Annotated in this window: 16 protein-coding genes; 14 read left to right on the top strand and 2 right to left on the bottom strand. The window is 43.3% G+C overall.

The window, feature by feature from the left end; all coding sequences use genetic code 11:
- Window positions 1-11: 11 nt before the first annotated feature.
- From MKY84_RS05430 to MKY84_RS05455, 6 genes are all read left to right on the top strand, one after another.
- Window positions 12-2192: a S8 family serine peptidase gene (locus MKY84_RS05430; protein ID WP_342528321.1), complete on the top strand. Its 2181-nt coding sequence runs from the start codon at window positions 12-14 to the stop codon at window positions 2190-2192.
- Between the two features lie 353 nt (window positions 2193-2545).
- A complete protein-coding gene (locus MKY84_RS05435) occupies window positions 2546-3679 on the top strand; it encodes an SEC-C metal-binding domain-containing protein (protein WP_342528322.1) in 1134 nt (377 codons plus the stop codon).
- Window positions 3680-4125: 446 nt separating this feature from the next.
- A complete protein-coding gene (gene dacB / locus MKY84_RS05440) occupies window positions 4126-6201 on the top strand; it encodes a D-alanyl-D-alanine carboxypeptidase/D-alanyl-D-alanine-endopeptidase (protein ID WP_342528323.1) in 2076 nt (691 codons plus the stop codon).
- A 101-nt stretch (window positions 6202-6302) separates the two neighbouring features.
- Entirely contained in the window at window positions 6303-7250 is a 948-nt protein-coding gene (locus MKY84_RS05445) for a hypothetical protein (RefSeq protein ID WP_342528324.1), read from the top strand.
- A gap of 330 nt (window positions 7251-7580) precedes the next feature.
- On the top strand, window positions 7581-8918 hold the full coding sequence (locus MKY84_RS05450; RefSeq protein WP_342528325.1) for an endonuclease: 1338 nt from the start codon (window positions 7581-7583) through the stop codon (window positions 8916-8918).
- 303 nt (window positions 8919-9221) lie between these two features.
- Window positions 9222-10877 carry a M20/M25/M40 family metallo-hydrolase gene (locus MKY84_RS05455; RefSeq protein ID WP_342528326.1) on the top strand — a complete coding sequence of 552 codons (1656 nt, stop codon included), beginning with the start codon at window positions 9222-9224 and terminating at the stop codon, window positions 10875-10877.
- An 82-nt stretch (window positions 10878-10959) separates the two neighbouring features.
- On the opposite strand, the gene MKY84_RS05460 is transcribed toward MKY84_RS05455, so the two are convergent.
- Window positions 10960-11766 carry an alpha/beta hydrolase gene (locus tag MKY84_RS05460; RefSeq protein WP_342528327.1) on the bottom strand — a complete coding sequence of 269 codons (807 nt, stop codon included), beginning with the start codon at window positions 11764-11766 and terminating at the stop codon, window positions 10960-10962.
- 223 nt (window positions 11767-11989) lie between these two features.
- Here MKY84_RS05460 and MKY84_RS05465 point away from each other — a divergent pair, with 223 nt between their 5' ends.
- The 6 genes from MKY84_RS05465 (at window position 11990) to MKY84_RS05490 (ending at window position 22785) form a co-directional block, all read left to right on the top strand.
- Window positions 11990-17548 (top strand): pullulanase, encoded by a 5559-nt coding sequence (locus MKY84_RS05465; RefSeq protein WP_342528854.1) that lies wholly within the window; start codon window positions 11990-11992, stop codon window positions 17546-17548.
- Window positions 17549-17811: 263 nt separating this feature from the next.
- Complete coding sequence (locus MKY84_RS05470; protein ID WP_342528328.1) at window positions 17812-18666, top strand: MurR/RpiR family transcriptional regulator; 855 nt, start codon at window positions 17812-17814, stop codon at window positions 18664-18666.
- Complete coding sequence (locus MKY84_RS05475) at window positions 18657-19802, top strand: M20 peptidase aminoacylase family protein (RefSeq protein ID WP_342528329.1); 1146 nt, start codon at window positions 18657-18659, stop codon at window positions 19800-19802. Before MKY84_RS05470 ends, MKY84_RS05475 begins: the two co-directional genes overlap by 10 nt.
- Window positions 19799-20596: a GNAT family N-acetyltransferase gene (locus tag MKY84_RS05480; RefSeq protein ID WP_342528330.1), complete on the top strand. Its 798-nt coding sequence runs from the start codon at window positions 19799-19801 to the stop codon at window positions 20594-20596. Before MKY84_RS05475 ends, MKY84_RS05480 begins: the two co-directional genes overlap by 4 nt.
- Window positions 20593-21705, top strand: a complete 1113-nt coding sequence (gene menC / locus MKY84_RS05485; protein ID WP_342528331.1) for an o-succinylbenzoate synthase — start codon at window positions 20593-20595, stop codon at window positions 21703-21705. The genes MKY84_RS05480 and menC overlap by 4 nt, the downstream gene beginning before the upstream one ends.
- A 24-nt stretch (window positions 21706-21729) precedes the next feature.
- On the top strand, window positions 21730-22785 hold the full coding sequence (locus MKY84_RS05490) for a hypothetical protein (RefSeq protein ID WP_342528332.1): 1056 nt from the start codon (window positions 21730-21732) through the stop codon (window positions 22783-22785).
- Window positions 22786-23157: 372 nt separating this feature from the next.
- Here the strand turns inward: MKY84_RS05490 and MKY84_RS05495 are convergent, their stop codons facing one another.
- Window positions 23158-24246 (bottom strand): CapA family protein, encoded by a 1089-nt coding sequence (locus tag MKY84_RS05495; RefSeq protein ID WP_342528333.1) that lies wholly within the window; start codon window positions 24244-24246, stop codon window positions 23158-23160.
- Between the two features lie 164 nt (window positions 24247-24410).
- Here MKY84_RS05495 and MKY84_RS05500 point away from each other — a divergent pair, with 164 nt between their 5' ends.
- Both MKY84_RS05500 and queF read left to right on the top strand, forming a co-directional pair.
- Window positions 24411-25025, top strand: coding sequence for a PH domain-containing protein (locus MKY84_RS05500; RefSeq protein WP_342528334.1), 615 nt, complete (start codon window positions 24411-24413; stop codon window positions 25023-25025).
- A 186-nt stretch (window positions 25026-25211) separates the two neighbouring features.
- Window positions 25212-25712 (top strand): preQ(1) synthase, encoded by a 501-nt coding sequence (gene queF / locus MKY84_RS05505; RefSeq protein WP_342528335.1) that lies wholly within the window; start codon window positions 25212-25214, stop codon window positions 25710-25712.
- The last annotated feature ends 8 nt before the right edge of the window (window positions 25713-25720 follow it).

Below are 25720 nucleotides of genomic sequence, written 5' to 3' on the forward strand. Positions count from 1 at the left end.
AATGGGAATAAATGAAATTTCGACAGGGGTTAGGTCTTACTGCACTCGCATTGCTATCCACTCTACTTCTTCAGGATGAAGTGAAAGCAAAAGAAGCTGAGAAAATAGATACCGATCAAGTGATAGTAGAAATGAAATCACAACAATCTCTCATGAATATTGAAAAGAAAGGCCATTTAATTGAACAATTACCTCATGAACCCACAAAACGCGTGGCAACAATAAAAGTACCTGATGGACAAACAATGGAGTCTTACATAACAGAACTTGAAGCAGCAGAAGGGGTTGTTTCAGTAGAGCCGGATTACAAATATCGCTTATTCTCTACAACTTCTCAATCACTGTTTGACCTCAGACAGTCGCATCATGCAAAGATAGAATCTGTTAACGCCTGGAATGTAACACGTGGCGCGCAAGATGTTGTGGTTGCTGTATTAGATGCAGGTCCACAACAAGACCATCTGGACTATCAACAAAATGTTCGCAAAGCTTACACACTTGATGAGGAGTATACAATCGATCAGCATGGTACGCACGTCACTGGTCTAATTGGGGCAGTCGCAGACAATGGCTATTTTGGAGCAGGTGTAGCACCAGGCGTTAGCTTATATTTAATGGATGTATTTGATGGAGAAGCGGCATATGTCTCTACTATTGCTGACAGTATCAATGAAGCTGTAGAAGACGGAGTAGACATTATCAACATGAGTCTTGGCGGGTACCAATCTAGCGAATTGCTCAATAGAACGATTCAGAATGCTCATCGCGATTACAATGTGGTGTTCGTGGCTGCTGCTGGAAATGAAGATACCTCCACTCCTTCTTATCCTGCTGCCTATGCCAATGTCATTTCTGTAGGGTCCGTTGATGCGATTGATAAAGCTTCCTGGTTTTCGAATTATGGAAGGTCGTTAGATATTGTAGCTCCTGGAGAAAATATTTATTCGACTTTAGCTACGGACAGATTTGGTACTATGTCCGGGACTTCAATGGCTTCGCCGATTGTAGCGGGTGTAGCTGCCCTTATTAAATCCCATGAACCTTACTTGACGAATATTGAAATTGAAAATCGTTTGTATGCCACTGCTAAAGATTTAGGGGAAACTGGAAAAGATACACGCTTTGGGCATGGCCGAGTCAATGCATACGCTGCCGTGAATCGTGTAGCTTCGCCAACCCCGACTGTCATGGATTTGACCAATACGTCTACGTTTATCCAAGGAGAATGGAATCGTGCCCAGTTAGGCGGTATTCTACTAGTTAAGAATGGTACAAAAGAAATCGCTCGTAGCACACCGATTCGTGAAAAAGGGTACTTTTCAATTCCGATTCCTGTACAGCAAAGTGGTGCAGAGTTAACGGTGGTTTATAGAGGAGTGGACGGAAAGCAAAGTTTGCCTGTAGCTGTGCGAGTTCTTCATAAAGAGCAACCAGCTGTCCATCTCCATACACTTCTCACAAATTATTCAACGCGAGTGACCGGAGCAGCTTTACCAAACGCGGGTATCACAATCAAACAAAATTCAACGGAACTAGTAGCCGGTTATGCGGATGCAGAAGGCCGTTTTGAATTCTCTATCCCGCAACAAGCCATCGGGACGAGATTATCGTTTGAAATTTCTGTGGGTGACGAAACCTATGAAGCAATTGATTATCGAATCATCAATGGGAACTATCCAGATCTAAAAGAGGATCATTGGGCCCTGACTTCTATTATGTACTTACGCGACGGAATGGTCATAGGTGGATATCCAGACGGCACATTCCAGCCGACACGACAGACTACTCGAGCGGAAGCGGCGCGAATGTTAGCCAGTGCCATGAATTTAGAGGTGGTAGATGAAGCATCTGGTTATGGAGATGTCCCTAGCACACATTGGGCGAACGATTATATCGCAGCTGTTACAAAAGCTGGATACTTTACTGGCAAACCAGGAAATAAATTCGATCCAAATGGTCAACTGACACGAGCAGAAATGGCGCGAATTATTAGTGGAGCTTTCCAATTTGAAGCAACAGAGGCGACTCATTTTGCAGATGTACCTGCAGGCCATTGGGCAAACCTAGCTATAGCGGCTATTTTTGAACAAGGAATCACAACTGGCTACCCAAATGGAACATACCGACCAAGTAACCCGATAACTCGTGCAGAATTTTCCCTGATGCTCGAGAAATCACTGAAGACTAATTAAAAAAGCTTAAGAGAGAGGCTAGAACAGAGATATTATTGAGACTACAAATTGAATGTAGAGGAGGGGCTGACTCCAGTGGGATCAAGAGCGTTACGTGAGGCCCCGCAGGAGCGTGTGCGACGAGGAGACTTACGACGCACCCTCGGAAAGCAGCCCCGGAACGGAATTTAACCTGCAAGAAATCTTTGTATTCTCTAGAACTTATTCAAGATAAGATGCTGAATTATTCTGTTCGAGCCCTTTGTTGTTATCAAAACGTCATCAAGTTAACATGTCAGACCTCTTGAAAATCGAGTATACTAGGAGAGGAGATTGACGCGAACGTATAACTTAATGTAAGGATGATTTCAACAATGAAACAACCAAATTTTCACGAGATGTACAAAGACCATTTGAGTGAAAAGCAATGGGCACCTATTGATGCAGAGCTATCACTCGAAAATGCCCTGGCACGCGTGACCAAATATGAACTAGATAAAATGCGTAAGTTTGCAGACATTAAAGGTGTTAGTAAACTAACCAAAGCAAAACTGGCAGAGGTACTTGTTGATCAGCAACAGAACCTGTTAGAAGCAACGATGAATGTCATTGACCGTGAGCGTTTTGAGTTTCTTGAACGAGCTGCTACCCATGGATTTATCGAGTTTGCTCCCGTGAATGTCCGGATTTACTCTTGGTTTTTGAAAACTGGTCTATTGATTCCTGGTTCTATTGACAATAAATTTGTCTTAGTGATGCCTGTGGATTACCGCCAACCTATTTTAGAAGCTAAAACAAATCTCAATTATCAGCGAATGATTAAAGAAAACGATGAGTTGATGTTTGTAACTAAAGGACTTCTTGAAATGTTTGGTGTCATGCGTTGGTCACAGCTTGTTGAGGAACTAACGGCAATCGACAGCATACCTACACATTTGCAGCCTTCAGCTGTTAAAACAGTTATTACGGAATACAACCACTACGATGATTACTTCGAAATTAAAAAAGAGTGGGTTTCGGATCTTCTTGTTGATGAACCAGAAGACCTCTTACAGGCAATTGATGAAAGACCTTCAATCGAACCTTTAGCTGTAACTAAGAAACAGATGCTGGAGTTAGGGAAGCGCGGAGAACTTGAGAAAACGCGTGAATTTGAACGTTTTGAAAAGTATCTACAAAAAACGTTTCGTGTTAAAAAAGAGGAAGGCGAAGAAATCCTTGCTCAGACAATACTCGACATACGAAACGAATTAACCTTCCATGAAGTCATGCAGGGTATCGTGAAATTTTTTGAGTTCTCAACGAAAGCGGAAGCAGCGGAGTTTGCCGGTTACTTAACAAAACTTGTGAACTCAACGCCACGATGGATTCTAAAGGGGCATGCACCGAACGATTTATCTGACCAGTCGGAACCAAAGACTACTACGCCACCGACTAAAGTGACTGGACGCAATGAACCATGTCCATGTGGTAGTGGGAAGAAATATAAGAAGTGTTGCGGTAAATAATTCCGTCATCTAAAAGAGGCTTGACCAAATTTATAAGTAGGTTCTCTAAGTTGAATTACAGAGAACCTACTTTTTTGTTTACTTTGAGTTCCGCTCCGGGGCTGCGTTCCGCGGGCGCGTCTAGTTTCAACTCATTGAAATCGAGTTGCGAACGTCAGAAAGACGCTCCAAAATCAGTCGCACCAACTGAGGCCAAAAGCGCCTCACTTGGCACGCCTGATTTTCTCGGACTTTCTCGAGTGACGTTCTCCACATCTAGAAGGGGCCTCACGTTACGACTTTTAATCCCACTGGAGTCAGCCCCTACTCTCCACTCAACTCCAATTTATATAAGTTAATAAATTACATTTGTCCCGACCTAATTTTTATTTTAGGTATATAAACCCAATGAATTCCAAGTGTATATTTAGTATGATTTGAGTAATACTAAAATTTGGGAGGTCATTATGAACAGACGTATAACCATTCTTTCTTTACTGTTTCTTTTCCTTTTTAGCCCTTTTGCAGCTGCCGATCACTTCCGAGACGTCTCAGGATTTCACGAAGAAATTCATTACTTAACGGATCAGGGAATCATTGCAGGGTATCCGGATGGTACATATAAACCAAAACAATCCGTCAGTCGACTCCATGCCGTACAAATGCTGATTCGCGACATCGATGATTTCACCAGTTCTGTCAAAAATCCGGGACTATCCGATATCACACCACAATCAACGGGCTATTATGAGATTGCGCGAGCCGTCGAACTCGGCATCATCAATGGAAAAGTTGCAAAAGATGGTTCACGCTATTTTGACCCAGCAGGTAAATTAACCCGTGGAGAACTAGCAGTAATTTTAACGGAAACGTATAATCTCACTACGGACAAAGCGGAAGAGAATTACTTCCGTGATGTGAAAGCGTCTAGTGTTTTTTACTCTTATGTCTCAATTCTAGTAAACGAACGCATCACTCTGGGGTATGGAGACGGTGGCTTCGGTCTAATTGATCCCGTATCTCGAGAACACTTTGCGGCGTTTTTAGCACGTGTTCTTGAAGAAAGCTTTCGACCAGCAAGTGCAGTGGACGAACTGCCAGAACCAGAGCCACAGCCACAGCCTGAGCCAACGCCAGACCCAAAACCAAAACCTGTAGACTATAGCTATGTAAAAAATGCTGCTAGTAAAGAAGTGGGAACGTGGGCATTTGAAAATTCCAATACATCAGTTACCATTCGTGATGCGGCAACGGGTCAAGTTGTTTACTCCTATGGCATGTATCAGCCAGTAACGCCTGCTTCCAATCAAAAACTGATGACAGGTGCAGCAGCACTTGAGCTTTTGGGTGAAAATTATCGATTCACCACTTCGTTATGGACGGGTGGATCGGTATCGGGAAGTACGTTGAATGGTCACGTGTACTTAAAAGGTCAGGGAGATCCTACTCTTTTAAAAAGTGATCTTCAGTACTTTGCTCGTCAATTAAAGGCAAAAGGGATAACACGAATAAATGGAAACGTTGTAGGCGATAGCACCTGGTATGACGCGAATCGCTATGCAGATAAAATGCAACCTGAGGATGAGCCCTATTATTATGCTGCACAGACAATGGCACTGACACTGTCACCGAATAGTGACTTTGATGCAGGTTCTGTTATAGTAGCGGCAACACCTACTTCATCTGGAAGCGCTCCGCGAATTACTTTGGAGCCGGCAACGTCTGTCATGACGATTTCTAACACGGCTAAAACGGTTTCGAGTGGCTCTGCGAATACGTTGAAAATCACACGTAAACTTGGAACAAATACGATAGTGGTATCAGGAAATATCCCGTCAGGAGCTTCCACTAAAAAGGAATGGATATCTGTTGTGAATCCAACTGGTTATGCTCTAGATGTTTTCAAAAAAGCGCTACAAGCGGAGGGAATTACATTCGGTAGTGGACAAGGCTTGTTGATCAGTTCAACTGTGCCAACTACTGCAGTGAAAGTGGCTGAATCAAAATCCGACACCTTGAAATCACTAATGCCAATTTATATGAAACTAAGCAACAACTCAATGGCGGAAGCTTTCATTAAAGAAATAGGGGCTGTCAAAAAAGGACAAGGTAGTTGGTCGGCAGGACTGCAAGCCGTTCGGGAATATGGACAAAGCCTTGGCTTATCAATGCAAAACTGGACGTTGATTGATGGTTCCGGCATGTCGTATCGCAATCGATTGACTTCTGATCAAGTGAGTCTGATGCTGTACAAAGTTCAATCCGAACCTTGGTATCCTGCGTTTGAGTATTCTCTTCCTGTTGCAGGAAATTCTAATCGTCTAATCGGTGGAACGCTTCGCTACCGTCTGACAGGCTCAGCAACAAAAGGTCGTGTCTTGGCAAAGACAGGAAGTCTTGATAATGTGAAATCACTCTCTGGATACACCAGAACAGCAGAAAATGAAGAATTAATCTTCTCTATTTTGACGGACCAAAACCCGACAAGTATGAATCCTCATATTGACCGCTTAGTAACGGCAATTTCAGCTGCTAGGCGTTAACAAATGGACGGACACGACTTTACTCGTGTTCGTTTTTTCTTGGAAACTTTTCCATACTTCGTCCGTAAAGACTAGTAGTAGTGAAATGAGGAGATGGAATGATGGACCATAATTTAGCAGAACGTCAACTTCAATTACGTGCAAAGTATGACGAGAAAATTCATCTGGAACGAAAACAACACGCTATTGCAAAGCAAGTAGCTGAGCATGAAAAGCGTAAAGAAATACTAGAGCAATCGTTCACACGAGAACAGTTAGAACTTCATAAAATGGATCGATTATCAATCGTCAATGTTGTCCGGAAATGGCGGGGAACACATGACGAGATGCGCCAGAAGGAGTTCGAAGAAGCAGCCTTGGCTGAATTAAAGTTGAATGAGCATGAAGCAATGCTTCGCGATTTGAAGCAAGATGAGGAAGACATTCAATTGCAACTTCAACGACTGGGATCAGCAGAAGCGGATTGGCAGAATTTCTTAAAAGAAAAAGAAGAATGGGTCAAACGTACAAATGCAGTTCAGTCTGAAAAAATTGATGCACAGCTCGTGCGCGTTTCAGAATTTGAGTCTTTGTTAAAAGAAATTGATGAAGCCATTTATGCGGGAAAGGCCGCAGATCGTTCACTTGGTCAAGCGCTTAAAAAGCTAAAGAATGCAAAAGACATGTCGACCTGGGATACTTTTCTTGGGGGAGGGATGATTGTAACGATGATGAAGCATGACGACTTGGACAAGTCAGAAAATGCATTGCATGAAGCGCAATTAAACTTACAGCGTTTTGAAGCAGAGCTTACGGATGTGCAAGAGGGAGCAATGGAAGGATTGTTCGTTGAACGGGGATCCTTTGTAACATTTGCGGACTATTTCTTCGATGACATCTTCTCAGAATGGTCCATTCATAATCGTATCAATGACTCTATTCAAAAAGTAGCAGACACGAAAACCAAACTAACTCGTGTCATCGGGAATTTGCAGATGCAGCGAGGGCAGATTGATCAGGGTTTGCAGGATGCGAAAGATGCTTATGAACATGCAGTTGAACTATATTAGGACAAATGAGGTTGGGAAAGAATTCAATTAAACCAGTATTTTCTTTAGGATTTGTTCTAGAGAAACTACTGGTTTTGCTTTTGTCTCTAGTAGTTTTTTGTGGTAGAAATTTTCCAAAAAAACGGGATTTTTCTATAGTATAACAACCAAAATAAACCATTCATTTTCACATACTAGACCACTACGACCAGCTCTTTTTCTCTTTCCCCTGACTTCCTCCGCATTTTTGGTAAGGTTTATATCTTCTTTACAAAAGCTCGCTATACTAAAGTCAAATCACGATTTTACTTGCAAGGCCGCACTACATTTTGCCAGGGGAGGCATGGAGAAATGAAGCAATCAAGTTGGATGAAAAAATGGATGAAACGCAGTGTGTTATCACTAGCTGCAGCAGCGTTAGTATTTCCTGGAGTACAAACACCAGAACCTGTTTCTGCACAGACGACAGATTTATTGATTTCAGAGTACATCGAAGGATCTAGCAACAACAAGGCTATCGAAATTTTTAATGGCACTGGTCAATCGGTCAATTTATCGGGTTACCAAGTGGCTTATCATCAAAACGGTTCCACTTCAGTTTCAGGAAGCTTGAATTTGTCAGGAACGTTGGCAGCCGGTGATGTACTAGTCGTCTACAATCCATCGTCGGCATCAGGCATTATTTCCAAAGGTGACGTCGCATCAACCGTCATCCAGCACAACGGAGACGATACGATTTTATTGAAAAAGAACGGAACGACGATTGATTCGTTCGGCCAAATTGGTGTTGACCCTGGCACGGCATGGTCAGCGAATGGTGTTTCAACAGTCGATAAGACGTTGGTTCGCAAATCAACGGTCACATCAGGAGATACGAATGCTACCAACGCATTTGACCCTTCTGCTCAGTGGACAGCTTATCCGGTAGATACCTTTACATTCTTAGGTTCCCATCAAGCGGATGGGGGCACTACGACACCACCGCCAACGGGAACAATTAACGATGCTAATGGCTATTACACAAATGTTTCTGGCCTGTCAGGCAGCGCTTTGAAAACTCGTTTGAATGACATTATCGACAACCACACAAAACTTTCCTATGATGCAGTTTGGGATGCTTTAAAATATACAGATGAGGATCCTGCTAACTCTTCTAATGTAATCCTATTCTATAGTGGGCTCTCTCGTTCGAAAACGTTAAATGGCGGAGACTTAGGAGACTGGAATCGGGAACATGTTTGGGCTAAGTCTCATGGAGATTTCGGCACAACTACTGGCGCAGGAACAGATCTTCACCATTTGCGCGCGACAGATGTGCAAGTCAATGGCGCTCGCGGAAACCTTGATTTTGATATCGGCGGAACAACAATTGTGAATTGTTTCGATTGTAAAAAAGACGGTGATTCATTTGAGCCGCCAAATCGTGTCAAAGGGGACGTAGCGCGTATCCTGTTTTACATGGCAACACGCTATGAGGTCGGCGATCAGCTAGATCTTGAATTGAACAATCAAGTGAACAACGGCACCGCTCCTTACCACGGGAAACTGTCTGTTCTCCTGCAGTGGCATGCACAAGATCCTGTAGATGCAGCAGAGCTCCGTCGCAACCAACGCATTTTCGAGAGACAAGGCAACCGTAACCCGTTTATCGATAATCCACAGTGGGCAACTTCCATTTTCAGCAACTAACTCTTAGATGGGCAGCCATTTCCTTTTGGAAATGGCTATTTTTGCTTTTGATTTCTTTTTAGAAAGGGGTTGGGACTATAAGTTGGTTTTTAGCTTAGGTTTTGAGGTTGTTAGTAGGTTTTTCGCTCATCAGGATGAGATTTTCGATCATCAGAACGGGTTTTTCGCTCATCAGAACGGAGTTTTCAATCATCAAGGCATTCCTCGATCATCAGGATGAGATATTCGCTCATCAGAACGGCTTCCCCGCTCATCACGACAGCCAACCACCGCCCGCACTATACAAACCTCGGCAGATTCTTTATGCTTAAGACAACAGAACCTGAACGCCGAAAGGAAGATTTGCATATGTACCAGTGGCAGACACCAGAAAGTCTACAAACTCTTCTCGAAGAACTTGTTGGCTGGGATAGTCGCAGCACGACTGCCGGAGAAATAGATTTTGCTCATAAGCTCGAACAGAAGCTAAATCAGCTTCCTTATTTTCAACAAAATCCTCAAAACTTAGTTTTAGGCGATGCTGGAGAACAGCGAAAGTTTGTCGCAGCGTTGTCGACCCATCCGGACGCAACAAAAACAATCGTATTGATCAGTCACTTCGATACAGTTGGCATTGAAGAATATGGTGAACTTGCAACACATGCCTACTCACCCGATGCACTTGAAAAAGAATTCCGTGCGCATAAAGATTCTTTGTCAGAAGTAGCTGCAGCAGATTTAGAATCTGGAGATTACTTGTGGGGACGCGGGACGATGGATATGAAAGCAGGCCTTGCAATACATATGGCTATTGTGGAAAAGGCGATTGCAGAACAGTGGCCCATCAACCTCGTTCTCTTAACAGTGCCAGACGAAGAAGTAAACTCTGCAGGGATGCGAGCGGCTGTGAAATTATTAGCTGAATGGAAAGAAGAGAAGAAGCTCGCCTACGCTCTATTTTTAAATGGCGAACCGGTGTTTTCCATGAATCCCACAGACACAGAATACAAAGTCTACTCGGGGTCCATCGGAAAAATTATGCCGTCTGCCTTGTTTTATGGGAAAGAAACGCATGTCGGAGAACCGCTGAGCGGAATGACTTCAAGTTTGTTAGCTTCCATGATGACACGTCGAATGGAAATGAATCCAAAGTTTGAAGAAGTCGTCTACGGAGAAGTGACACCGCTTCCGGTTACGCTTCATCAAAAAGATTTGCGTGAAAGTTATTCAACACAAACACCGTTTTTGTCGTCAGCTCTTTACAATGTATTCACAATGAAGCAAAGTGCAGCGGATGTTTTTGATGAGTTTGAAGAAGTGGCAAAATTTGCAGCGAATGAAATTGATGAATGGTATACGAAGGTATGCGAAAGACAAGGGGGAAGTCCTTTAGGAAAAGTTAGAGTGATGCGCTATGAAGCTCTAGAAAACTATGCAGTAGAGCGCTTGGGAGAAGCAACTGTGGAGGCAATCAAAAAACAATGCTTGTCACTACAAGATCTTGACGATCGTGAAATTGCAATTCAATTAACAAAAGAACTGCTCACTCGTTTTCCAGAACTAGCGCCGGCCATTGTTTTACTATTCACTCCACCGTATTATCCAGCGGTGAACTCAACAGAAGACTCTCTAGTACAGGCATGTATTTCCGGAATTCAAGCTCTAGCAAAGGAGAAGTTTGAATTGGATGTTACACAAGTGCATTACTTTAATGGCATTTCTGACTTGAGTTATGTGAATTACGTAGGAGATCCAACAGGCTGGGAAGTTTACGAGGCCAATACGCCGGTATGGGAAGTGACCTACTCCATTCCGTTTAAAGAAATGGAACAATTGAAGGCACCAGTACTGAATGTCGGGCCTTTCGGAAAAGACGCCCATAAACGCACAGAGCGACTGCATATCCAAAGCGCTTTTGTGGAAACACCAATGTTTGTAGAAGAAGTCATTAAAACAGTGATCAAAAGACAAACAGTTTAAACTTCAATTAAATGACGTAAGAAAAAACAGTAGAACCTCTAGATTGAACTAGGGCATCTACTGTTTTTTATAGAGCTCTATTCTAGCTCTTCAACAACTTTACTAACTCTTCATTAAACTTATCTTTCTCATCCACATACATCCCATGCCCACTTTCTTCGAAGGTCACAAGTGTGGAATTTTCAATGTGTTCGTTCATCCAGTGGGAGAGTTCGATAGGGCAGATTTCGTCTTTAGCTCCGTGGAACAACGTAACTGGAAGAGTCAACGCCTTCGTCTCTTGTTGAAGATCCTCATCCCGCAATGCTTTCGCATACCCAATTGTGCCATGAGCAGAACTTTCAAGTGCAAGCGATTGGAACCACTTAATAAAGGAATCTGAATGATCTTTTGCAAAAAACATACCTGAGAATTCATTGATAAAGCCAGGGCGGTCTTTTTCGATATTGGCGATAATATCATCGACTTCTTCAGGTTTCATGCCATGCTCAAAACCTTCTGTTTGCGTGAAGCGAGGAGCAGCCGCCCCCATCAACAATAAGTGTTTCACTTTGTCAGCGCCGAAATTGGTGATGTACCGAATGGCAATAGGGCCACCCATTGAAAATCCACCAAGCACAAAGTTTGTTAAGCCGAGAGATGTAACGACTTTATCCAAATCCGAGGCAGCCATATCATAGTCATAAGCGCTCCACGGACGATCTGATTTTCCTAAACCACGCAAATCAATCCCGATATAACGGAAACCATTTTCTGCAATTGCACTGATTTGCCCTTCAAAAGATTGATTGCTTAGAGGCCATCCATGAATGAATACGACGGGATCTCCTTGCCCAATATCCTCCACAAAAACCTTTACATCTTGTTCTACTTCAATCCACTTTCCCATTCTAACGCCTCCTCAAAATTAACGTGCTTAGGAGTTGAAATTCCCTTTAATTCGAGATACTAAACACTTTGGATTTTAATTAGCTAGTTCCAACGTCGGAATTTTCTAAAAACAATTGTTGAGGTGAAATAATTGCTGTAAAATTTTATGTAGAGATAAGTGCAAACGTTTGCGCAAATTTCGTTTTAATTGTCTTGTAAGCGATTACAATTTGAGAGGATGGATGAGAGTGGGCAAAGAAAAGACGATTTCGTGGATGACCGTGATTGCCTTAGTGATGGGTGTGTGGCTTCCATTTGTGCAAACAGCACCAGTGGTTGCACAAGAAACCCAACTGGCAGATACAACCAAAGAGGAACGTACGGTTCGAATGACATACGTTCGAGAGGATGGTCAGTTTGGCGACTGGAACATCTGGGCCTGGAATACTGGTGTCAAAGATGATCAGTTAGAGTTTCAAACGAAAGAAGGCCAACAAGCAGTAGCCAATATTGCGGTAGGTCCGGATACAAAACAATTTGGTTTTGTATTGCGCAGCACATACGATTGGAACACAGCACAAAAAGAGTTTGGAGATCGTTTTATACCAGTTAACTCAAACGATACGTTAACAAAAGCTTACGTAACGAGTGGTGTGGAAGAGATTCGTATCGTTCCTGATGGCTCCAAACCCGTCATCGAACAAGGAAATGCGACATTTTATTACCGAGATAAAGAACTTTTTAAACAAGATTTAATGGGAACGATTGAGGACGTCAAACTGAAATTTGCAGGCGATGTCTATGATATGACCTATGAACAACAAAACGAGCGCTTTGTCGTCGAGGTATCCTCGATTCCCAATGGAGTTACAACTTATACGTATCTTGTAACACGTGATGGGGTGACGACAGAAGTAGCTGATCCTTATAACACGGTAGATGGCGTTTCTTCTATCGATTTCAGACAAGCAGACCTTGTGGTGACTGGAGATGTGGTGCCACAAGTGATTACTTCAACTGACCAAGCGGTTTTGAATCTTTCTATAGAAGGACTAACGGAAGGTCTTACAATCTCATCAATCGTAGTGGATGATTCAGCACTTGGTGGGACAGGAGCTCTTCCAATCGATCCAGCTGTTTCCAAGATCACCTTGTCGGTAAAAGATACTATTTCGACAGGTGTGAAAGAACTACCAATAGTAGTGAAAGATTCTTATGGAAATAGTTATTCAAGTTCGGTAGAAGTTGAAGTCGCACAATCACCTGGAGAAGCCTTGGAGTGGGATGAATCCGTCATTTACTTTATGCTGACGGACCGATTCTTTGATGGGGATTCTTCGAATAATGATCCATACGACATCCAGTATGATTCATCAAAACGAGGAACTTATCAAGGGGGAGACTTAAAGGGGATCACTGAAAAGCTTGATTATTTAGACGACCTTGGAGTGAACACAGTATGGATCAGTCCGATTGTCGACAATGTGAAATACGATGTGCGTTTAGGCGAAGATGGGGAGCCTTATTACGGCTACCACGGGTATTGGGCAAACGATTTTTCAAAGCTGAATCCTCATTTTGGCACTATGGAAGAATTACACGAATTAATCGATGAGCTACATGCTCGTGATATGAAGCTGATGGTAGATGTGGTGTTGAATCACTCAGGTTATGGATTGAAAGATGTCGACGCCAATCTGTCAAATCCTCCAGCCGGCTATCCGACTGAAGAGGACCGTGCACCTTTCCGTGACCTGTTGCGTCAGGGATCCACAGTTGGAACTGATGAAGTGGTAGGAGAATTAGCAGGCCTACCTGACTTTAAAACAGAAGATCCAGCGGTGCGTCAACAAATCATCGACTGGCAAACACAATGGTTAGATATGGCCACAACACCTAATGGCAACACAATTGATGCATTCCGAGTAGATACTGTGAAGCACGTAGAGGATGCGACATGGACAGCTTTGAAAGCTGAACTTACGGAGAAGAAGCCTGATTTCAAATTGATTGGGGAAGCATGGGGAGCAAGTGCTAGCAACTCTTTAGGTTATTTACAATCTGGAATGATGGATTCTCTTCTTGATTTTGAATTCAAATCAATTGCGCGCTCGCTAGTAGATGGCAACATCAAAGTAGCGAATGATTCTTTACAAGCACGCCATGACAAACTTTCTAATACAGCCACTTTAGGACAGTTTTTGGGAAGTCATGATGAAGACGGGTTCTTGCATAATGTTGGCGGTGATAAAGGAAAATTAAAAGTAGCGGCTTCTTTACAAGCAACAGCTAAAGGACAACCAGTCATTTATTACGGCGAAGAACTTGGCCAGTCAGGTGCCAATAATTATCCGTACTATGACAACCGCTACAATTTGGCATGGGATCAAGTAGAAGGAAATGATGTCCTTGCCCATTACACGAAACTATTGAATTTCCGTGCGGATCACTCTGCAGCATTTGCTAAAGGAGAGCGTAAAACTCTCACAAGCTCTGACGAGGACAATCTATTGTTCTTTGAGCATAGCTACCAAAACGATGCAGTTTATGTGGGACTCAATGTAGCAACCGAGTCGCAGCAAGTGACGATTCAAACGGACCAGCCAAATGGTCAACTTACAGAACACTATTCTGGCAAGACAATTACGCTCGATGAGACAGGAAAAGCTGTAGTAGCAATTCCGTCGAATGCAGATGGCGGGACTGTTCTACTGACAGTTCCTAATGGTCACATAACGGCAGTACAATCTGGAGAAACGGCTGGGGAAGAAGTGGCACCTGTGCCAGACAACCATATCCGCATTCACTACAACCGAACAGACGGCAACTATGACAATTTTGGTGCTTGGTTGTGGAATGATGTAGCTAGCCCATCGGCGAACTGGCCTGTAGGTGCAACGATGTTTAAAAACACAGACAGCTACGGTAGCTATATTGACGTACCATTAGCTTCTGGAGCGAAAAACATCGGATTCCTCGTCATGGATATTACAAAAGGTGATGCAGGAAAAGATGGTGGCGACAAAGGATTTACCATTGTCTCTCCCGAACAAAATGAAATTTGGATCAAGCAAGGAGATAACACGGTCTATACGTATGAACCAGTTGAGTTAGCAGAAAACACGGTTCGTATTCATTACACGCGAGATTCTGGCGATTACGAAAACTTCGGTATTTGGAACTGGGGCGATGTAGCTAATCCATCTGCCAATTGGCCGACGGATGCAGCAAACTTCAGTGGAGTAGATCGCTATGGTGCGTATGTAGATATCCTTCTTACAGAAGATGCAAGAGAGATTGGTTTCTTGATTGTCAATGAAGCCACGCAAGAAAAAGATGGTGGAGATAAGTCCTTTAACCTTCTTGATAAATACAATCGACTTTGGATCAAGCAAGGAGACGATACGGTTTACATCAGCCCTTATGGCGATGTGGCAACTGGACTCCTCACGGGTGAGGTCGTTTCTGAAGATACCATAAGACTTGGTTTCACAATGACAGATGGCCTTGATCCAGAGCGATTAAAAACTGAGCTAGCGATTACAGATGCTACAGGTGCCTCAATTCCGGTAAGTGACGTGGTAATTGCAGATGATAAAACTGTCACTGTTACAGCTACATTTGAACTTGGTAAATTACCACTTTCCATTACGTATGCTGGTCGCACGGTTTCGGCTAAAGCTGGATGGCGCTTAATCGATTCCCTCTATGCATATGAGGGAGATGACTTAGGAGCAAGTTATTCGAAAGGCGATGTGACATTAAAACTATGGGCACCAACAGCTACTGAAGTTATAGCAAACTTTTATGATAAGAATGATGCTTCTAAACAAATCGGTTCTCTACCGCTCACACTTGGTGAATCGGGCGTATGGTCCGTCCAGGCCACGGCGAAGCAACTGAAAGTTAAGGACTTAAAAGGCTACTACTATCAGTACGAAGTCACGAATGATGGTGTGACAAAACAAGTACTTGACCCTTACGCCAAGTCAATGGCTGCTTTCACTGTTAACACGGAAGGTCAACCTGGTGAGGACGGGGACGTTGTAGGAAAGGCAGCCATTATCGATTTAAAAGGCACTGATCCTAAAGGATTTTCACATGCCAAAATTGATGGCTATGAAAAGCGTGAAGACGCTATTATTTACGAAGTTCATGTACGTGATTTCACATCAGATCCAACGATTGATAAAGAGTTAAAATCCAGATGGGGTTCATATACGGCATTGATTGACAAGCTGGATTACATCCAATCATTGGGTGTCACTCATATTCAATTGCTTCCGGTCATGGCTTGGTACTACGGTGACGAAACGCAGATGAATGAGCGCGAATTGGACTACTCTGCTGGTGGCAATGAATACAACTGGGGCTATGACCCACATAGCTATTTCTCGCCAGATGGAGCTTACTCAGAAGACCCAACGGACCCAGAACTTCGCATCAAAGAGTTAAAGCAATTGATTGATGCCATTCATGATCGTGAGATGGGCGTTATCCTAGATGTTGTTTATACGCATATGGCAAAAGCGTCTCATTTGAATGACATCGTCCCAGACTATTATGCATTCCAAGATGCCAACGGAAACTTCTTAGGTGGGTTCGGAAACAACTTAGCGACCAACCACGTGATGGCTGAAAAATTAATGGTGGACTCTGTGAAATACTGGTTTGATGAATACAAAATTGATGGCATGCGTTTTGACATGATGGGGGATGCGACGTATCCTTCGATTCAAAATGCTTATGACGCTGCAGCTGAAATCAATCCCGATGCATTATTTATCGGTGAAGGCTGGAGAACATTTGCAGGTCACATCGCGGATCCATCCCTTGCTGACATGGGAGCGGATCAAGATTGGATGAACAAAACAGATGATGTTGGTGTATTCTCAGATGAAATTCGTAACGAATTGAAATCTGGTTTTGGTTCTGAAGGGGAGCCTCGCTTCTTAACTGGTGGTGCACGCTCTATCGACACGATTTTCAACAATATTAAAGGGCAGCCTTCCAATACGGCACACGATGACCCAGGCGATATGGTGCAGTATATAGAAGCACATGACAACATGACACTGTATGATGTCATTGCCCAGTCCATTAAAAAAGATCCGGCTATTCCGGAAAATAATCTTGAAATCCATAAGCGTATGCGAGTCGGGAACGCCCTGATCTTAACATCTCAAGGAACAGCCTTCCTACATGCTGGGCAAGAGTATGGTCGCACTAAACAGTGGTTTGGAGAAGGGGTTCCGGAACAAAAGTATCATGAACTGGAAGATGCAGAAGGCAATTCGTTCGGTTACTTCATTCATGATTCGTATGATTCTTCCGATGCCATCAATATGTTTGATTGGCAAAAAGCGACCAATAAAAAGCTATACTCTATTAACACAACCACTAGCGCTTACACAGAAGGGTTGATTAAACTTCGTCGCTCGACTGATGCCTTCCGTCTAGGGGACAAAGCACTCGTCGACTCTAACGTGAAGTTACTCGACATTCCTGAAGTGGCAGCTTCTGATTTGGCGATGGCTTATGAAAACAAATCAACAGATGGCACAGGAACCTATTATGTATTTGTTAATGCGGATACAAAATCCCGTACATTTACGTTAGGGAATCTCGACCTATCCAAAGGGGAAGTAGTAGTGGATAGTGACGAGGCAGGCGTTAAAAAAGTGAAGAAAGCTTCAGGGTTTACACTTTCTTCATCGGCATTAAAACTTGAGCCTCTCACAACAGTAGTTGTGAAGGTAGCCGAGCCGAAAGGAAAGTCAAAAGGCAAAGGCAAGAACTAAATGGGGCAGGGTCAGCATTCGCTGGCCCTGTTTTGTTGTTTAGCCGATAAATCGGAAAAACCCTCCGATTCGGAGCAAAAGCCGGAAGATACTTACTCAAACATCGACGATACTCTCGTAATCCTCCCGAACAGCAACCACCGAATTATCCACTCAATATTCAGAAAACTAATTGTCAAACTACTCCAAACTATGCTACAGTACTAACAACAAAATGAAGTCTAAACTTCGTTTTAAAAAAAGAGAAGGAAGTGCTTCGTATAGTGGAACAATTCCTCACACAAAAGATTGAACAATTGTTTCCGACACTTTCAAAATCCCAACAGCGAGTCGCAAAGCTAGTACTGGATGACCCGACAGCCGTTCTTCTCCATTCCGCAGCAGAGCTTGGCAAACGGGCAGCTACGAGCGAGACGACCGTCATTCGATTTTGCTATACATTAGGGCTGACAGGCTATACACAGCTGCAAAATGAGATGACTTCCACAGTGGTAAAAACCAGTTCGCTCGGCGCCTATATGGCATCTAAAGAATCAATGAGTACGAAAGATCATGTAGCAGCAGAAATCATGCGTGATTTTAGTCATCAGCTTGAAGAAATAGGACAAGCTATTGATGAGGAATTATTTTCTGTTGCTACAGAAAAGTTGCACCACGCCAAAAAAATCGTGTTGATTGGGGAAGGGGCTTCGTATATTGCGGCACAGTGGTTCGGCTTTACTTTATCGATGCTGCGACCCAATGTGCAAGTAGGCACAAAAGATTCCACCTCGCTCATTCAACTGTACCGAGATGCAGATGCTGAAACTCTGGTAGTCATCATCTCTTTACACCGTTACTACAAAGAATCTTTAGAAGTAACAGAACACCTGCAAAAATTAGGTGCACAAGTCCTTGCTATAACGGATTCTAGTGTAGCGCCAGTCACTCGCTTTGCCGATTATTGTTTCGCATTAAAAGGGAACCAGACGTCAACAATTGATTTAATCCCCTCTGTGATGGCGTTTTTGAACACATTAGTTGCAGGAATGATGAAACAAGACATGTCGTATTATAAAGAACAGAAAGAAAAGTATGAGCAGATGCATCTGCTCTATTTACAAAAGAGATGGAGTTGAAAAGTATGGTGCCCCCGTTATCAGAAACGTTAAGTCGTCACTATAATCATTTGCACGCCAATCCTGAAGTCAGTTGGTCTGAACATGAAACAACACAATACTTAGTTCAGGAGCTAAAAGCGCTTGGCCTATCGCCGCAACGCTTTGAAGACATGACAGGACTGTATGTTGATATAGGAAAAGGGACGCCTCGAGTTGGGCTAAGAGCAGATATTGATGCCTTGTGGCAAGAAGTGGACGGCGAATTTCAAGCGAATCACTCCTGTGGTCATGATGGCCATATGACAATGGCTTTAGGGGCTGCGCAAATCTTGTCAGCAAAAGCAGATCGCCTTCCAGGAGCAGTTCGAGTAGTATTTCAACCGGCTGAAGAAAAGGGGAACGGAGCGCTTGCCCTCTTAGAAAAAGGCGTGATCGACCCGCTCAGTTATTTGTTTGGTGTCCATGTTCGCCCCCTCATTGAATTGCCGGAAGGAATTCACAGTCCCGCTTTGCATCACGGAGCGGCTCGAATGATTCGCGGCACTATCACTGGAGTTGAAGCCCATGGGGCACGTCCTGAAGAAGGCATCAATGCCATTGAAGCGGCATCGGCACTTGTTGATGCGTTGAAACGCATTTGGATCCAACCCGGAAAATCTGGCTCGATTAAGATGACCCAAATTCAAGCTGGGGGAACAGCCGTCAACATCATTCCAGGAACCGCAACCTTTTCTCTTGACTGCCGGGCTCAACAAAATGAAACGATGGATTTGTTAATGGCCGGTTTAGATAAAGCAATTGCTTCTGTTCAAGCTCTTTATGGAGTGACCATCGATTTTCATATAGGGGCTGCAATCGTTGCCGCGCAAGTAGACGCAGAGGCCGCAGATTTAATGAAACAAGCAATCACACAAGTTGTTGGGGAACAACGCTGTGGTGCAGAAATCGTTTCTCCAGGTGGGGAGGACTTCCATTACTTCACGTTCCACAAACCTAAGTTAAAGACAACTATGTTAGGTCTAGGATGTGGGGTGACCCCAGGACTTCATCATCCGAAAATGACATTTACTTCTTCTTATCTTGAAGATGGAGCTTTTATATTGGCTCGAGCAGCCCAGCTTGCACTGGAAAAGCTTGAGGAGGAAGCCAAGTGATTCATTTTACGGAACTAACGACTCGAGACCAACTAGAAGCGATGCAGGAATTGGAGCGTGTCATATGGAATATGGCTCCGATTCCGCTGCATCAAACGATGACATCCATTAAGCATGGAGGATTGATTATTGGCGCTTATGAGGGACAGCAATTGATAGGGTTTAGCTACGGTTTTCCGGGCTATCAGTCAGGTCAAAGTTATCTGTGTTCGCATATGCTCGGTATTCATCCAGACTACCGCTCTCAAAAAATAGGTGAAAAGCTTAAGCTAGAACAGCAGAAACGTGCTCTTGAAAAAGGCTACTCCCATATGGTTTGGACCTATGATCCATTAGAGTCTCGAAACGGCTATCTAAACCTTAGCAAGTTACAAGCGGTTACATTTACATATCTAGAAAACTGTTACGGGGAGATGCAGGACGGTCTCAATGCAGGACTTCCATCCGACCGTTTTGAGGTCTACTGGCCAACTGATGCTGAGCGGACTCTGGTAGACTCCCCAGCGCCTAAAAAACTTGCAGAGATTGAGTGGCAAGATGGGCTTCCCGTGTTATGCAAAATTCAATCTGTTTCTAATGAAGCCAGCTATCATGTCCCGATTCCAAAAGACTTTCAAAAGATCAAACAGCAAAATCCTGATTTGGCTGTAGATTGGCGACTCCAATCACGAGCTATCTTTCAAAATCTCATGAAATATGACTATTGCGCGGTAGAGCTCGTTCAAGGTGAACAGTACAACCACTATGTATTTATAAAAAAATCGCACGTTTTATTTGGAGGGAACTCGCTATGAAAATTGTACAAGTAACGTTACGCCATCTACAAATGGAGATGAAAAGTCCGTTCACCACGAGCTTTGGAACCTTTCAGACGAAAGAGTTTATTCTATTGGAGGCGGTGGATGAACAGGGAACTATTGGGTACGGAGAATCTGTGGCTTTCTCAGCTCCTTGGTACAACGAAGAAACTATGAAGACCAACTGGCATATGCTTGAAGACTTTTTGATTCCTCTGATTCTAGGCAAAGACTTGCAGCACCCAGATGAAGTGAGTGAAGTATTTGCACCAATTCGTAAAAACAATATGGCTAAATCAACGATTGAAGGGGCTGTTTGGGACATTTACGCTCAACAGACCAATCAATCTTTAGCCCAAGCTTTAGGTGGAAATAAAACGGCTATTGATGTAGGTATCAGTATCGGTATCCAAAATTCAGTGGAAGAATTAGTGGAAGTAGTTCGTGGTTACGTGGAGGAAGGGTACAAGCGTATCAAAGTAAAAATTAAGCCAGGCTGGGATGTGGTAGTTATGCGTACTTTACGCGAAGCATTTCCAACTGTCGCAATTATGGCAGATGCCAATTCCGCCTATTCCCTTAAAGATGTTGAGTTGCTTCAACAGCTAGATCAATTTGATCTAACCATGATTGAACAGCCACTCGCATCAGATGATATTGTTGATCACGCTTCCTTACAGAAACAACTGTCGACGGCTATTTGCCTGGATGAAAGTATCCACTCTCTAGAAGATGCTCGCAAAGCAGTGGAACTCGGTTCGACTCAAATCATCAATATTAAAATAGGGCGTGTTGGAGGACTGACAGAAGCTAAGAAAATCCATGATTATTGCATGGAAAAGGGTATTCCAGTTTGGTGTGGCGGTATGTTAGAAGCGGGGATTGGGCGGGCACACAATGTGGCACTAACGACATTGCCAAACTTTAGTTTGCCAGGAGATACAGCGGGTTCGTCACGCTACTGGGAAAAAGACATTATTTCACCAGAAGTCGTAGTAGAAGATGGAGTCATTCACGTACCTCAACAGGCAGGTATCGGCTACGAACTAAATATAGAAGCCGTGGAAGAATACACAGTCATGAAGAAAACATACAACTTAGAGTAACGTACAGAAATTAGAGGTGTTCATATGAAGAGAAGTTTACAAATGGCAGGTGCTTTTGTCGGCCTGATTGTGGGTGCAGGCTTTGCATCTGGACAAGAAATTTTGCAGTATTTCACTAGTTTTGGCTACTGGGGAATTGCGGGTGGCATTGTGGCCACGGCATTGTTTGCATTTTTGGGAATGACACTTGCGCAACTCGGCTCCCAATTGCAAACCACTTCCCATAAAGCTGTTATTTATCATATTGGGGGTCGTTATTTAGGCCTCGTCTTGGATATTTTGATTACGTTTTTCTTGTTTGGCGTGGCTGTTGTCATGTTTGCGGGAGCCGGGTCGACATTTGAACAGATGTTTGGGATGGATGCGCGCATCGGCAGTATTGTAATGGTCGTCTTGACGATTTTGACATTGTTGTTAAATTTGAAAAACATCCTAAATCTAATTGCAGCCATCACACCCTATCTATTGCTAGTCATCTTAATTATTTTAGGCTATTCACTGGCGACTATGGATCTATCGTTACTAGAGGCGCACGCTGTTGCAGTCGAACAGCCTTCAGCAGCAACTAACTGGTTTTTAGGCGCATTACTTTATGTTTCTTACAATATTGCTTGTGGAGCCGCTCTGTTAATCGTGATGGGAGGAGCAGAAAAGGACCGCCGAATTGCGGGAATTGGAGGAGCTCTTGGTGGCGCCTTGTTAGGTGTAATGATTATTCTCGTACACATTACGTTGTTAGTTAAAGTGGATACGATTGCTGGAGTCGACTTACCGACGCTTGCTCTTGCGACTCAAATTCACCCAGTCGTAGGAGTCTTAATGGCTGTGGCGCTTCTAGGTATGATTTACAACACAGCAGTCGGCATGTTTTACTCATTTACAGTGAGGTTTGTTGCACCCGACCACAAATCGTTTAAATTCGTCATTGTAGTCGTAGGAATTGCGGGTTATGTAGCTAGCCTTGTTGGCTTTACAACTCTTGTAGGTCAAGTGTATTCAACAGTAGGCTATTTAGGATTTGCCTTGATGGCAACAATTGTTGTCGCTTGGTTCCGGGCACGACAGCGAAGAGTCGCTTAAAGTCTTTGGGGGGCAGAGGCTAAGTTTACTATGAATTTTTACAATAGTAGTTGAGTTGAGTGGAGTGGAGGGGTTGACTCCAGTGGGATCAAAAGTCGGAACGTGAGGCCCCTTCTAGATGTGGAGAACGTCACGCTAGAAAGTCCGAGAAAATCAGGCGTGCCAAGTGAGGCGCTCTTGGCCTCGGTTGGTGCGACTGCTTTTGGAGCGTCTTTCTGACGTTCGCAACTCGATTTCAATAAGTTAAAAAATAGACGCGCCCACGGAAAGCAGCCCCGGAACGGAACTCAACTCAACTCAACTCAACTCAACATATATAAAAGCAGTAGATTCTTTAGAATTCAACCTAGAGAATCTACTGCTTTTTTCTAGTTATTCATACATAGAAACACCAATATGATTGACCCAATAAGATGCTGCCGTTTCTTTCATAGGATTCACAACCACACGCTCGGGGGTAGCCGTTACTTCAGTAGGAAAGAAAGATGGCTCAGCAGTTAACACGTCTTGCCCATCTGTCGTCAGAGTCATGACAGCAATACCGCCATAATTTGTATTCTCAATCGTTTGGCCACTAAAGAAGTTACCCAACGAGTAAAAGACATGTGTTTGCTGGTCATCTGTTTCTAGTAGTTCATAAGGCTGCAAGACGTGAGGATGCCCACCAAAAATGATGTCGGCCCCGGCCTTATGAGCAATTGTCGCAAGATAGCGTTGTTCCTCATTTGCCTGCAGTTCATACTCTGTGCCCCAGTGCATCAAAGCAATGACCACATCGACTTCTGCTTTGAGTTCGGAAATATCTTTTTGGATGGTGGCGACATCGATGACATCGACTAAATACGGTTGATCGGTTGGAATTCTATGGCCATTTAGCCCGTACGTATAAGAAACAACACCAATTTTTAAAGAGTCGAGCGTGAAGATTCGCTTTGTGTTGGCATCTTGTTGGGAAGTATAGGCACCTACGTAGGGTAAGTTTCTGGCGGCCAAGTTGGCTAGAGACGCCCGAAGTCCGGCTGGTCGTTTATCGAGTGTATGATTATTTGAAACCATGACTAAATCAGAACCAAGATCCACAAGTCCATCTAGAACGGCATCGGTGCTATTGAAATTAGGATAGCCAGAAAGCTCGAAGGATTCACCAGCAGCTAAAGATTCTAGATTAATCAAGAAGAAATCAAGCTCATTGGTCATCTCTCTCACACCTTCAATAGAAGGGCGGTAATCGTCATAGTTGTTCAGCCCTTGATGGAGAAGGACATCTCCTGCCATGCCAATCGTTACTTTTCGAACAGGGAGTTCATAGGTCTGAGCAATACGAGTTGTTGTTTCAAATTTGAAATCGTAGGTAGTGGAAGGTTGAAGCATCTGTTGGATATATTGATAAGCCGTGGAGTAACCGATAGAAGTGATAACGATGAGTAAGCTAGCCCATGCAGCCCAAGAGACCCATTTCATTTGAACCTACCTCCTCTACAAGCTATTACTTTTATCATAATTTGATGGAACTCATTTGTATAGATATAATCGCATTTATCTACTATAAGAATTTACTCATTGTGCTTCCATTATCTTGAATAATCATCTATTCTTAAATTACAACTTTAAAAGGAGAGATGGGAATGTTAAAGAAATTTGCATCCGACGCGCTGGGAATCTCAGATATCGGCAAGATTATTGACCCACAAGATTACGACAAAACGCAATCAGATGATTATGTTCGTCATGAAGACCAAGAAGAGATTTATTTCTTGATCAAAACAAAGAGTGATGAATATTGCTTCACGAATTTGGCTTTGATTCATGTGGATGGAGAGAGTGCCATCTCCTCGAAGCGTTTACTGAAGCGGTACTCGTACCATCGTCATCCTATTTCAAATGTCATGCTTGAAACGGCTGGAACTGTAGATTTAGATGTAGAAATCAAATTCCAAATGGGCACTGTTGCCTTCGACATTGACGTTGATAAAAAACAGCTAGAGCGTCTAAAAGATCTTTATAAATCATTGTTGTACATTGCTGAAGAAGTGTATGAAAACGAAAGTTACTTGGATATGAGTCGAAAGAGTGTCGATTTGGCAGCTAGCGTTCTGCACAATACACGCCCTGCAGAAAGTCAGTTGTCTGAAGACTTTGCGCGGGTAAATGAATATGCGTTTAACTGGATGAAGCAAAACAAAGAGACATACGTGCGCAAGGATTTCGGCGAAGTCTTTAAGAAATACATTTTAAATTAATCGGTTATTTGATATAGTAGAACAGTAAATAAACCTGCTGAAGCGGGAGAGGTTCATAGCGGACACCCTCTATAAAAAACTATGGATACATGTCACTTTGCCATGTCCATCCCGGGCATGGCTTTTTGTATGGATTCGTGTGTTTTTTCCTCTCCTGTAGCAGCTACATTCAGGGAGGATTTTTTTATGTCAGGAAGAACACAGCAACAAGGATTAGATGAGCTAACATTGCTTGGCAACCAAGGAACCAAATATCCACAGGATTATGCTCCAGAAGTATTAGAGGCAGTCGATAGCCTTCACTCAAACCGCGATTATTTTGTGAAATTCAACGCACCAGAATTCACAAGTCTTTGTCCAATAACAGGACAGCCTGATTTTGCGACGATGTACATCTCGTATATTCCGGATCAAAAGATAGTGGAAAGTAAATCTTTAAAGCTCTATTTATTCAGCTTCCGTAATCATGGGGATTTCCATGAAGATTGCGTAAACATCATCATGAATGATCTGATCAAGCTTTTAAATCCTCGTTATATTGAAGTGTGGGGTAAGTTTACACCACGCGGGGGAATTTCTATTGACCCTTGGTGCAACTATGGTCGTCCAGGAACAAAATATGAGGAGATGGCATTCCATCGCTTGATGAATCATGACCTTTATCCTGAAAAAGTAGATAACCGATAAGGGGAGAT

The sequence above is a fragment of the Chryseomicrobium sp. FSL W7-1435 genome (assembly GCF_038595005.1).
Taxonomy (GTDB): domain Bacteria; phylum Bacillota; class Bacilli; order Bacillales_A; family Planococcaceae; genus Chryseomicrobium.

Bases quoted from the DNA above. Each gene is read 5' to 3' on its own strand.
- MKY84_RS05460 (WP_342528327.1), bottom strand. From the start codon at position 11,766: ATGGGAAAGTGGATTGAAGTAGAACAAGATGTAAAGGTTTTTGTGGAG.
- MKY84_RS05490 (WP_342528332.1), top strand. From the start codon at position 21,730: ATGAAGAGAAGTTTACAAATGGCAGGTGCTTTTGTCGGCCTGATTGTG.
- MKY84_RS05495 (WP_342528333.1), bottom strand. From the start codon at position 24,246: ATGAAATGGGTCTCTTGGGCTGCATGGGCTAGCTTACTCATCGTTATC.
- MKY84_RS05435 (WP_342528322.1), top strand. From the start codon at position 2,546: ATGAAACAACCAAATTTTCACGAGATGTACAAAGACCATTTGAGTGAA.
- MKY84_RS05450 (WP_342528325.1), top strand. From the start codon at position 7,581: ATGAAGCAATCAAGTTGGATGAAAAAATGGATGAAACGCAGTGTGTTA.
- MKY84_RS05445 (WP_342528324.1), top strand. From the start codon at position 6,303: ATGGACCATAATTTAGCAGAACGTCAACTTCAATTACGTGCAAAGTAT.
- MKY84_RS05475 (WP_342528329.1), top strand. From the start codon at position 18,657: ATGGAGTTGAAAAGTATGGTGCCCCCGTTATCAGAAACGTTAAGTCGT.
- MKY84_RS05500 (WP_342528334.1), top strand. From the start codon at position 24,411: ATGTTAAAGAAATTTGCATCCGACGCGCTGGGAATCTCAGATATCGGC.
- dacB (WP_342528323.1), top strand. From the start codon at position 4,126: ATGAACAGACGTATAACCATTCTTTCTTTACTGTTTCTTTTCCTTTTT.
- menC (WP_342528331.1), top strand. From the start codon at position 20,593: ATGAAAATTGTACAAGTAACGTTACGCCATCTACAAATGGAGATGAAA.
- MKY84_RS05465 (WP_342528854.1), top strand. From the start codon at position 11,990: ATGAGAGTGGGCAAAGAAAAGACGATTTCGTGGATGACCGTGATTGCC.
- MKY84_RS05455 (WP_342528326.1), top strand. From the start codon at position 9,222: ATGCTTAAGACAACAGAACCTGAACGCCGAAAGGAAGATTTGCATATG.
- MKY84_RS05430 (WP_342528321.1), top strand. From the start codon at position 12: ATGAAATTTCGACAGGGGTTAGGTCTTACTGCACTCGCATTGCTATCC.
- queF (WP_342528335.1), top strand. From the start codon at position 25,212: ATGTCAGGAAGAACACAGCAACAAGGATTAGATGAGCTAACATTGCTT.